This window comes from Pseudoalteromonas sp. SWXJZ10B, from assembly GCF_015864475.1.
Taxonomy (GTDB): Bacteria; Pseudomonadota; Gammaproteobacteria; order Enterobacterales; family Alteromonadaceae; genus Pseudoalteromonas; species Pseudoalteromonas arctica.
The window spans coordinates 98284-110677 of the sequence record NZ_JADYXD010000011.1 but is presented as its reverse complement, the minus strand read 5'-3'; the positions used below and the strand labels follow the sequence as shown (position 1 = coordinate 110677).

Here is a 12394-nt window from a genome sequence, read left to right as displayed (position 1 = left end):
TAAAAGGGTTCTCATGAGAATTTTAGTTATTATTGCAGCGTTATTTTTAACTGCCTGTAATACCACGCAAGGCATATCAGTATATTCATTTACTAACTCAGAGGTTGAGTCTGTACTTAGTAAGCAATTACCAAAACTAAGTGAAGAAGTGAGCTTAATGGGCTTACCAGTTCAGTTTGATGTAAATGATTTGAGCGTAAACATTGGTCCAGAAAATCGTGATGTGGTTGTACTTGGTGCGGACACAAGCGCAGAAATTAACGCTTTTGCGTTAAAATACCCAGTACGTTTACAGCTTCAAATTGAAGGCAGCCCATTTTACGACAGTGAGAAAAATGCGGTGTTTTTACGTAATATTAAGTTACTTGATTCGAGTGTAGATGCCGGTGGTTTTAGCGGTAATTTAGGCGCACTTGATAGCCAAGCAATGGAAGTAATTAATGCCTTTTTAGCAGTAAATCCTGTTTATACATTAAATATGGACGATCCTAAAATGGTTTTATTGAGCAAGCTACCGCTTGATATACAAATTGTTGAAGGCGCAATTAAGCTAGTACCTAGTCTATAAGTAGATCGACCTACTTAAAATATACGTACTTATTAGCCTGACTCTCAGGCTAATAAGGTTTTAATATTATGGCGGCTCCTCGTACTGTTCCCACCTCTCGACTTTCTCGCTTTGCAAAATTAGGCTCACTAGCAACAGGTGTTGCAACCAACATGCTAGTTGATGGTGCTAAGAGCGCACTAACGGGCAAAGGTTGGGATAACAAAAGTTTATTACTACAACCTAAAAATATTGAAAAACTAGCCATACAGCTCTCACATTTACGTGGTGCTGCAATGAAGCTAGGGCAATTACTTTCAATGGATGCCGGTGACTTACTCAGTCCTGAATTAGCTCAATTACTTGCTTTGCTGCGCTCAGACGCGAACCCAATGCCACACAAACAACTTGTTGAAGTATTAAAAGTACAATGGGGAGATGACTGGCTAGCGCGTTTTTCTCATATTGAATTAAGACCTTTTGCTGCGGCTTCTATTGGGCAAGTACATTTAGCTTATAAAGAAAATGGTGAACAACTGGCTGTTAAAATTCAATATCCTGGCATAGCAAAAAGTGTCGTGAGCGATGTCGACAATGTTATTTCGTTATTAACGCTTTCTCGATTATTGCCAAAAGATCTTAATATTAAACCGCTTATTAGTGAAGCCAAAGCTCAGTTATTGGCCGAAGCTGATTATAAGCTGGAGGCTGATTATTTAACACGTTATAAAAATGCATTAGCAACTAATCCTCATTTTAAAGTACCTAACGTATATCCAGAGCACAGCACGCAGCAAGTACTTACCATGGAATATGTAAAGGCTGAGCCAATTGAGAGTATTACAGAGCTACCTAATAGCCAGAAAAGCTTTGTTGCAGCACAGCTAATTGATTTGTTTTTTAAAGAGATGTTTGAATTTAAACTCATTCAAACAGACCCTAACTTTGCCAACTTTCATTATCAGCTTGATACACAAAAAATTGTTTTGTTTGATTTTGGTGCAACGCGAGAAATATCATCTGAGCTTAGCCATGCTTATTTAGCCTTATTTAAAGCGGGTAGTGAAAACAACAGAGAAGATGTACTTAGAGCGGCTTCACACATTGGTTATTTTAAAAATGACTTAGTTGATGAGTATAAAAACAACGTTATTGATTTATTTTTAATGGCATGCGAACCACTAAGAGTAAATGGTGAATTTGATTTTAAAAATAGTGAATTGGCGCTAAAAATTAAAAATGCAGGGCTTGCTCTTAGCGCACAATCACAGCAATGGCATACGCCACCGGTTGACGCACTATTTATTCATCGAAAGCTGGCTGGGCTTTATTTAATAGCTGCGCGATTAGGTGCAAAAATAGATGTAAAAACACTGTTTAAGCATTATTTATAGCGTTTTAATGAGCACCTGAGTGCATTTTAAGTAATGGGTGCGCTTAGTTTAAAAAATTGTCATAATGCTCGCGATATTTCGCGAGGTGTATTTATGATAAAACAATTTTTAAACGATCCTAAATTATTGCTAAACGCAGTAGGTGAGGGCATATACGGTTTTGACCTGTCGGGTAATGCGGTGTTTATTAACCCTGCCGCTGAGCGCATGACAGGTTGGTGCGCTGACGAACTATTAGGTAAAAAAATACATCAATATCATCATCATACTCATGCTGATGGCACGCCTTATCCCGCTGATGAATGCCAAATATATTGCACCATGTTTGACGGAAAACGTCGTGAAGTTAAAAATGAAGTTTTTTGGCGCAAAGACGGTAGCTCATTCGCAGTAGAATATACTTCTACACCGGTTTATCGAAATGATCAATTAATTGGAGCTGTAGCGGTATTTCGCGATATATCACAGCAGCAGCATACACAAAATGCATTACAAGAGGCACTTGAGCAAGTAAAGCATTTAAGTGAGCAATTAAAAGATGAAAATAACTACTTAATTGCAGAGCTTAACGAAGATTGGCAAGACTCAGGGCTTGTTGGGCAAAGCCATATCTTTCAAACCATGTTAGATCAAATAAAACTGGTAAGTGAAACCGACAGTACCGTGCTTATATTGGGCGAAAATGGCACAGGTAAAGAGCTAGTAGCCCGTAACTTGTATCGGTTAAGTAAACGTAGCGAGCAAGCTTTTATTAAAGTAAATTGCGCAGCATTTACACCGAGTTTACTAGAGTCGGAATTGTTTGGGCATGAAAAAGGCGCGTTTACAGGCGCAAATGAACGCCGTAAAGGGCGCTTTGAACTTGCCGATAAAGGTACTTTGTTTTTAGATGAAATAGCAGAGCTTCCGCTTGAGGCGCAAAGTAAACTACTTAGAGTGCTGCAAGAGCAAGAATTTGAACGTGTGGGTGGCAGTAATACGCTAAAAGTAAATATTAGAGTGATTGCAGCGACTAATCGCGACTTATGGGAAATGGTACAACAGGGGACGTTTAGAATTGATTTGTACTATCGGCTTAATGTATTTCCTATAAAAGTGCCCGCTTTAAAAGATCGAAAAGAAGATATACCTTATTTATGCACTAATTTAATTACGCAGCTAAATAAACGACTCGGGAAACACTTAAAAGGGCTAAGTAAAAAAGCAATTACACAACTGCAAGCCTATGATTGGCCGGGCAACATTAGAGAGCTGCAAAATGTGCTTGAGCGTGAAGCTATTTTATCTAGTCAGTCTGTTTTACAGCTAAGCCAACCTTTACAAGCGGGTGGTGAAGTCGTTATTAACCCTTCACTGACCCTCGATGAAGCACAAAAACAGCATATAACGAGTGTATTAGTGTTATCGCACTGGCAAATATCGGGTGATAAAGGAGCGGCCGTTAAACTGGGTTTGCCTGAGAGTACACTGCGTTCAAAAATGCGAAAACTGGGTATAAATAAAGATTAGCGTGAACTCGTGCTATATCGCGTAATTCGCTTTATATCGCGAGTATGATTTTTCTATCTTTTAATAAGTATATAAATATCAATAAGGTAACTTAACTTTCAGTTTGGTCTGAAAGTTGCAATAGTTTGCTTAACACCGTCATAATAAAGCAAGTACTATGAAGTTTGATATTAAAGAAGAAGACATGATCATTAAGCCCTATAACACCGAAGGGCCAATTTATATCCGCGAGCAAAAAGGTTTTTTTCAGCGCATACGCCGTAATTTAGGCTGGTTGCTAATGCTAACTTTTGTTGCAATACCGTGGATCCAATACAACGGTCAACAAGCTGTGCTGCTTGATGTGGCAACGCAAACTTTTACTATTTTTGGTCTAACACTCCTTCCTCAAGATTTTATGATTTTAGCCCTGCTATTTATGGTGGGGGCTTTTGCATTATTTTTTGTAACTAACTGGCTTGGTCGGGTTTGGTGTGGTTATACGTGCCCGCAAACGATATGGATGCTCATGTTTTCGTGGGTAGAGCAACGCATAGAAGGCACTCGAAATCAGCGAATTAAATTAGATAAATCACAGTGGACGCTAAGCACTTGGCGCAAAAAAATAACTAAACACAGCGCATGGATTGTTATTTCTATTTTAACTGCCACCTCGTTTATGGCGTATTTTATTCCGACTAAAAGTTTGTATATGGAGATGATCACGTTTGAATGGTCAGGTATTACGAGCTTTTGGGTGTTTTTATTCGCTTTTTGTACTTACGGAAATGCAGGGTTTTTACGTGAAAAAATGTGCACTATTGCATGCCCATATTCTCGTTTTCAGGCTGTTATGTTTGATAAAGATACGTTGCTTGTTACATATGATAACGAGCGAGGTGAAAGCCGAGGACCACGTAAACGCAAAGCTGATCCAAAAGAGCTTAACTTAGGTGACTGTGTAGACTGTAACTTGTGTGTAGAGGTATGCCCTGCAGGAATAGACATTCGAAATGGATTGCAATATGAATGTATAAACTGTGGCTTATGTATTGATGCCTGCGACGATACCATGGAAAAATTTGGTTACGAAAAAGGCTTAATTAAATACGCGAGTGAAAAACAAATGGAGGGAGGCAAAACCAATCCATTTAGATTAAAGCTAGTAGGGTACGGCGCATTAACAGCTTTGTTAATCATTTCTATGTTTGCATGGATGCTGCAACGTACACCAATAGAAGCCTCAGTACTACGAGATAGGAATGCGCTCTACAGAGTGAACTACGAAGGCTTAGTAGAAAACCCTTACACACTTACTATTATTAATAAAACCCAACAAGCACTGCATTACAGCATCGCTATAGAGGGTTTACCTGGTGCAATACTCTCAAGCCCACGCTCTACACTTGTTCAACCGGGTGTTATGAAAAGCGTACCAGTGACCGTAACAGCCGATGGCTACGACATTGAACGAAAAGTAACTAAACTTAAATTTATAGTAACAGCGCAAGAAGATGCCAGCATCACTATAACCAAAGACAGCCAGTTTTATAAAAACTAAGATTGGTAAAGTTTCATAAAAAATGCCCAAGTAGATATTCTCCTTGGGCATTTTTTATATGCAGTTTTTATTGCGTGTTTGTACTTATATATTTCAGTGCGCTTGTTATAACGGCGACTTGTGCCAAAATACATTCTTCATCTGTTGCAGTTGGGCTATCTGGGTACACTTCTGTAGTAGTTACATAGGGTGCATCAGTAAAGCCCATACATAAACCTAACTCTCGAGCTGCATAGTTAATCACACCAAATTGCTCTTGAGGTACGCCTATTAGCTGGTTGTTTTCATCGCTCGGTGCAATATGAGTGACTTTTGCAACGCTTTCTATAATGACTTTTTGAAACTCCGGCTCAGGCTTTTTGGTATCTGCAACTAAATAAAACCCATCAGGTATGTTCCAGTTATTGTTAGTAGTGCCTTCACGCGCAGCAAGTGCGGGTCTAAATTCACTGTTATCGCTGTCAGTTGTTTCGTGTAAATCAATATGAGCGACTAAGTCTACATCGAGTGATTTTACAAACGCCATAATAGCGGCTGACTCTTGAGCTGGGCTGCCCTCGTAAAATGAGCGGTTAGGATCAATGGCGTCTGGGTTCCAGCGGTTTATAGTTTCATATCCCCAAGGGCTAATGCAGGGTGCAATTATAATATTAAACTGTTCGCAATATTGCATAGCCGATGTTTTAGCAAACCTAAGTGCGCCATGTACGCCACTGGTTTCATAGCCATGTACACCACCGGTGATTAAAACAGTTGGTTTATTAGCATTAAAGTTAGGCGTTTTTAATATGTATAATGGGTAAGTGCCAGCGGCGTAATTAAGCTCGCCGTATTGCTCTATATCTAAGGTGTTTTTAAGATCATTAATTAGCGTTACGACTTCGTTTTGGTAACTGCGTTTAATGTTTTGGCGCGCTAACCACTGGGCTTTATCGTTGTTATTCCATTTTTTGCCAGGTGTGCCAATAGGGTATGTGCTGTTAGTCATAATAAACCTTTATATCAATTGTTATTAGCTCTCCTGTAAATAAGGAGGTCAACTACAATTGGTAGAGTTACTTAATAAAGGCGTAGCTTAACGCTGAGTAAATTAGCGTGCAAATTAAAACGTTAAAGTCATATTTTTTATAGCGCGCGATTGCTGGGATTTAATATAGCTTTGGTTAGCGTATTCACCCGAAATACTACCGAATCGATCGCGTTTTACACTAATTGTTAAATCACACGTTTTACTTTGATCTACTTGCGAGCTGCTAAACATATCTAAACTTTGTAAATTTATTTCAAGGCGAGATGAATTAAGCGCAAAAAATGTTGACTGCAAAAGCGTTTCATTATTATTGGTAGTGCAACTACTGCTAAGTTCTACTTGGCTTGTACTGTTAGGATCAGTGCCATCTAATTGAACTGTAAGAGTACTATTAATACCAAAATTTTGACTGTTACTCGGGGTTAAAATAATAAAATTTAAAGGCAACTCCACGCTCGAATTAGCATTTATGCCATCATCCCGTTTAAATTTTATATCAAACTGTTGGTTATCGTCAGTGGCATTTATATACGCTTGGTAATCAACGTCTAAAAAGTCGGTATCTTTTGTAAGTACAATAGCAGTGCTATTAACAACAGCTTGTAATGAGTCGCTATCGCTTAAAACAATGTTAGAGCCATTAGCATCGCCTGCATTTAGTTCTGCGTTAACACGCGTGCGGTTACCGTCAGAAACTAGTTCAAAACCTGCCCAAATACCTTGTGTTTTTACTAAATCCGACTCTGTTTCTGACGTGCAAGCGCATAATGCTAAAATTAAAGCCGTTGTGGTAATGCATTTTTTAAGCATGTTAGCTCCTTTAAACCACTTAATTAGGCTGTAAATAATTGTTTAATTGGGGATATACCTAACAATTATATGAAGTGTAAGTTTGTATATGTGCATTGTTACACAACAAGCTATCTATAAATGTTTAAATTTGTTAACGGGTGTAAATAAAACATTAATCACCAGGTTTAAAAACTAACTTACCAATTAAATTGTTTACTAAGTAAGCATCGATTTAGCGCTAAATGTATTATAAAAGAGTATGTTACAATTAAGGTAAAGCATATCTTCATATTGAGTATTATGGCGCAGTATATTGCTACTCCAAGTTGGCTAGGCCGTTTTTTTACCCGTATTAAACACGTAACTATTGAACAAGAGCGCCTTGTTGTGCATTTTAGACGTGCTCCCGCGCGGACATTTTTAATTAAAGACTTTTATAATTACTCAATACTTAAAAACCGTTTATTTAGCGCCAAAATTAATTTGTGCGACAGTAGCAATACATCAATTAGCTTTTTAAACAAAGCACAAGCGAACACCTTAAATACTGCCCTTAACACGCGGTTTTCAGTCCTGCTTGAGCAAAAGGTAAATAACGCAAAGATTTCGCTCAAGCGTTATGCTTTAGATGAGTTTTTACGTGATAGTTCCATAAAAACACTTAATAATGATGTGTTTTTGCTTACCAAGCAGTACGCTAAAAGTACAAGTGTGTGGCAACAACACTTATCGCAAAGTAGTATTAAATTTTTAAATATACTGAGCACTACACCCAATACTCACGATGCAATTGCACAGTTGCGCCATAAATATGAAAAAAAACAACTAACTCTTAAAAATGACTTTTTTAATCAAGTAGAGTCAAATCCATTAACAACAGAGCAGCGCTTAGCGGTAATACGCGATAACGATAAAAATTTAGTATTAGCGGCAGCAGGCACAGGTAAAACATCTGTGATGGTAGCAAAGTCTTTAGATTTAATAGCATGCAATATTGCCAAGCCTGAGCAAATTTTAGTGCTGGCCTATAATAAAACAGCAGCAAATGAGCTTAAAGAGCGCTTTATTAAACGCGCCACGCATGCAAAATTGCATACCAAAGCACCCACTATTTTAACGTTTCATGCGCTTGGGCTTAAATTACTACAAAGTGCTAAAAAGCCAATCGAGTTGTCAAAATTTGCAACTGACCCAGTTCAATTAAATAGTTGGTTAACTGGGTGGGTAAGTAAAAAAATACAAACCGAGCCACAGTTTTTAAAAGCATTTGTAGATTTACTCCATGAGCCGATTGATATATTTAGCTTTAAAGATAATGCACAGTACGAGCGGTACGTACGCGATAACGAATACCGTAGCCTTGCGGGTCATAAAGTAAAAAGTTATCAGGAAGTGCTTATTTCAAACTGGCTACATTTGAATTGCGTACCGCACAGTTATGAGGTGAATTATCACTTTAGCCAAGGCGCAGAGCTAAGTGGGCAATACCAACCAGACTTTTATATACCTCAATATGATATTTACCTAGAGCACTTTGGCATTGATAGGCAAGGGAATACACGTGCTGATATAGATAAAAAACACTATAATGAGCAAGTTGCATTTAAGCGAAAACTGCATAAACAAAATGGCACCACCTTACTCGAGACCTTTCATTACAACTGGGTAGAAGGAAAGCTAGAGCAAACCCTCGCAAAGCAATTAAAGCAGCATAATGTTGAATTAACACCTTTAAGTAACGACGAAATATTTCATACTTTAAATAACTCAGGGCAGTTACAGCAAGGCATTGATAAGTACATAAAATGTTTACAAGCTATTCGAGTGGAGCAACTAAATAATAAGCAAATAGCACAGCGCATTAAGCAAAGTGGTATTAAAAATTACCAGCAATATGCAAACTTGTTAGTGCAAATTCATGATGCTTATATAAATGAACTAAACGCGCAAAGTGCCATTGATTTTGACGACATGATTATTCAAGCAACAAAGGCGATAGTAAGCGGAGATTTTAATATTGTGTGGAGCCACATTTTAGTTGATGAGTTTCAAGACATATCAAGCGCGCGTATGGCTTTCATAAATGCCATATTAAAACATGGTAACGGAATACGCTTTACTGCTGTTGGTGATGACTGGCAAGCAATTTATCGGTTCTCGGGTGGTAATTTAGCGCTTACTACACGCTTTAATGAATTAGTGGGCAGCCACTCACTTACTATGTTGCAAAAAACATTTAGATATAACAATAGTATTAGTGATGTAGCAGGGCGTTTTGTAATGCAAAACCCTGAGCAATATAAAAAGCAGATCAGCACACATACACAAGTAACCACACCACAAGTTATTTTATTAGACGATTTATACCAAGGTACTAAATCGATAGAAATAAAAGTGCAGCAGAGCATAAGCACTATTCAAAAAAATGATGCATCAGCGAGCATTGCCATACTTAGTCGATATAGATACATGTTAAATAGCGTGCAGCAGCATTTAAAAGATAAAAAGCATACAAACTCTCTTTATTTTTGGACATTGCATAGTGCCAAAGGGCTTGAAGCCGATTACTGTATTATTATTGGTTTTGAACAAGGTAAATTAGGGTTTCCTAGCGATAATCAAAATAATGTGCTGGTGGAGGCGTTATTACCAGAGCAAGATGAATTCACTCACTCAGAGGAAAGGCGTTTGCTTTATGTAGGTATTACGCGCGCTAAACATAAAGCGTATTTAATTGCAGACCCTTATGCATGCTCAGCGTTTGTAAAAGAACTAGTAGATGACAATTATCCCATTCAAATCGCTTCAACGTTGTTTAATAAGTCGCAACTAAAGCAAAGAGAGTGTAGTACGTGCAGCGACGGTTTAATTGTGCCAAAAACGGGTCAATATGGTGATTATTATAGTTGTACTAATACGCAAATTTGCGAAACTAAATTACGAGTGTGTAAAAGCTGTAGTGGCCCATCGATTGATAAAAACACGTACTCACAATGTGTGAATACAGAGTGTAAAACGCAGCACCCAATTTGTGAAAAGTGTGGTCGCGAAATGCGTAAACGCAAATCTAAGCACGGTGAATTTTTAGGGTGCAGCGGTTTCGCTCTTAAAGAAGATAACTGTAAAAACACTCGAAAAATGAATGTTTAACGGCTAACAAGTAGGTTTACACTTGTCTATTTTATAGAACTATGTAAATAGAAATTACATTCATTAGATTGATTTTAACAAGCTATCAATGTCTAATAGAAGAATGAGCTTTAACTGTTGTTTATTATGCATTTTTTCAATAGATTCTTTTTATTAAATGACCATTATTCAGCCCCTGGTCAGGTTGCTAATTGGCGAATAAGTGCACTGCGCATTATTCTATCATTAGTAATGGTGTTATGTTTTGCTGTGGCGTACCACACGTACACAAGCGCTATTGAATTTAACTTAATTTATATTGTTGTATTAACAAGCAGCTTTCTTGCTACTGCATGTGGTTTACTTATAGCAAGTAAGCGTTTCTATCACTTTAGCGCTCATGCACTTTTAATAGCCATTGTAGCTGCTAGCGTGTCAATGAACTTATTTTTAACAGACCTAGAGCTTGCTAAAGTGGGCTCTATGTATATGTATTCTTGCCCGATAATCGCACTTATGCTACTTGGTTATAGAACAGCCCTTGCTTATGGCGTATTAAATATTGCGCCGTTTTATATGATCATCAATAACGTTGATGTCTCGGGTTTAACCGGCATAGCTCAACAACTTCCCGACGCGGACTTATACATTACAGGGCTTATATTTTTATTTTTTAACATATGTATTCCCCTTGCTGTAGCACGCACAATTGTGGCTGCTAAGCGTTTAAACAAAACAATGATAAGCGCTAATACACACCTTAAAGACAAAAATGAGCTTTATCGAAGCTTATTCACCGAATCAAATAAAGCCAAAATTATTGTTGACGAAAACCTTGTCATTACTGATTTTAATCAACATGCTATTGATATGTTTGGTATAAAAAAAGAATTAAAAGAAGAATGCGTTAACCTCTCTCATTTATTTCCTACTTTATCTTTTGACGATCCAAATGCGCAAAATAAAATTGTGAAGTACAAAAAAAGCTATTTTAAAGCCAGTTATCAGCAAATAACAATGAGCACAAACTACCGTGTATACGACTTTTACGATTGCACGCAAGAGCAGCTCATTAAACAAAATTTATCGATGATGGAACAAGAAAACAAACGATTACGCTTTAGAGACTCGCGAACAAGGCTACCTAATAGAGAATGGTTTGAACTGCAATGCGATAGGCTAACAAGTAAGTACCAAAAAGGTTTTTATATTGTTGTTGCGCAAAGTGCAAATAGTGAATACTTAAATTTAAAGCTCACTAAAGCCGACTCTCAAGCCTTACTGATTAACGCATACAAGCGTTTAAAAGCGATGCCAGATGAGCCGCTGTTGTGTGCTCATATAGGAGTCGGAAAGCTCGCTTTTATAATTGTGGCAAACTCGCAAAACGAGCTTGAAGATAAGCTATTAATACAAATAAAAAATACATTAGATAAAAAATATAATGTGTTTGGTACTAAGTGTCAGCAATCATTTTTATTTGGTTTTGCAAAGTATCCTGATCATGGAAAAAACAGCGCAACAGTACTTAGCAATGCATGCGAAGCACTTAAACTAGCAAATTGTAATATGGCCCTTAGTGGTTATAACAAAAAACAATCACAAGCTTTTATCGAAAAATACGAAATTTCAATGTTATTAGATGAAGCGCTTCAGCAGGGCGATTTGTCGGTGCACTATCAACCTAAAGTAGATGCAACGGGTCAATGTATAGGGCTTGAAGCCTTAGCGCGTTGGAACAGTCCAATACTGGGTAATGTGTCGCCAGTGGTATTTATTCCTATTGCCGAAGAATACAGAATGGTTAGTCGGCTAACCGACCTGATTATTCAAAAGGTGTGCGCTCAAATTGCCGATTGGACTAAAGCGGGGTTACCGAGTGTGCCGGTGGCAATAAATATATCTCTAATTGATTTTAGCCAAACCGATTTTATGTCAAAACTAGTTAAATACCTTGCCGACTTTAACGTAAAGCCGCCTCAAATAGAGTTAGAACTGACTGAAACTTCCCTTGAGGCTAACCAAGCCCATTCGTTAAAGCTTATGCAAACACTGCAATCGTGGGGTTTTACTATTTCGGTCGATGATTTTGGGGTGGGATATTCTAATATTGCACGCCTTGCCGACTACCCAATTAACAAACTCAAGTTAGATCGCTCATTAATAAGCCAAGTAACGAGCTCAAAGCGTCAAAAAAGTTTAGTTAAGGCAGTACATGCTATGTGTAAAGAGCTTGATATTAAGTGTGTAGCTGAGGGGGTAGAAACCCAAGAACAAGTAGCAATAATGGCGCAAATGGGGTGTAAAGAATTTCAGGGCTATTACTTTGCTAAACCAATGCCAGCCGAAAGATTTGCAGAACATGTTAGCCGCCATGGCTTAGTGTTTAACCCTGAAGAAGTGACAGCTCAACTTTAAATGTATTTAGTGGCCACTATATAGAACATGCTCAC

8 protein-coding genes are annotated in these 12394 nt (G+C 37.9%); 6 read left to right on the top strand and 2 right to left on the bottom strand.

The annotated features are described in order from the left end of the window. Positions 1-13: 13 nt before the first annotated feature. From I6F54_RS12015 to ccoG, 4 genes are all read left to right on the top strand, one after another. Entirely contained in the window at positions 14-568 is a 555-nt protein-coding gene (locus tag I6F54_RS12015; protein ID WP_197141532.1) for a DUF1439 domain-containing protein, read from the top strand. A gap of 68 nt (positions 569-636) precedes the next feature. Continuing rightward, positions 637-1941, top strand: a complete 1305-nt coding sequence (locus I6F54_RS12010; protein ID WP_197141530.1) for an ABC1 kinase family protein — start codon at positions 637-639, stop codon at positions 1939-1941. A 93-nt stretch (positions 1942-2034) separates the two neighbouring features. Further along, complete coding sequence (locus I6F54_RS12005; protein WP_197141528.1) at positions 2035-3450, top strand: sigma-54 interaction domain-containing protein; 1416 nt, start codon at positions 2035-2037, stop codon at positions 3448-3450. A gap of 157 nt (positions 3451-3607) precedes the next feature. Next, a complete protein-coding gene (gene ccoG / locus I6F54_RS12000) occupies positions 3608-4990 on the top strand; it encodes a cytochrome c oxidase accessory protein CcoG (protein WP_197141526.1) in 1383 nt (460 codons plus the stop codon). A 67-nt stretch (positions 4991-5057) separates the two neighbouring features. Here ccoG and I6F54_RS11995 read toward each other — a convergent pair whose 3' ends face one another. Beyond that, on the bottom strand, positions 5058-5978 hold the full coding sequence (locus I6F54_RS11995; protein ID WP_197119434.1) for a M14 family metallopeptidase: 921 nt from the start codon (positions 5976-5978) through the stop codon (positions 5058-5060). A 114-nt stretch (positions 5979-6092) separates the two neighbouring features. Then, a complete protein-coding gene (locus tag I6F54_RS11990) occupies positions 6093-6830 on the bottom strand; it encodes a hypothetical protein (protein ID WP_024593058.1) in 738 nt (245 codons plus the stop codon). A 282-nt stretch (positions 6831-7112) separates the two neighbouring features. Here I6F54_RS11990 and I6F54_RS11985 point away from each other — a divergent pair, with 282 nt between their 5' ends. Then, positions 7113-9962, top strand: a complete 2850-nt coding sequence (locus I6F54_RS11985; protein ID WP_197141523.1) for a UvrD-helicase domain-containing protein — start codon at positions 7113-7115, stop codon at positions 9960-9962. Between the two features lie 126 nt (positions 9963-10088). Beyond that, complete coding sequence (locus I6F54_RS11980) at positions 10089-12359, top strand: sensor domain-containing protein (RefSeq protein ID WP_197141522.1); 2271 nt, start codon at positions 10089-10091, stop codon at positions 12357-12359. Positions 12360-12394: the final 35 nt, after the last annotated feature.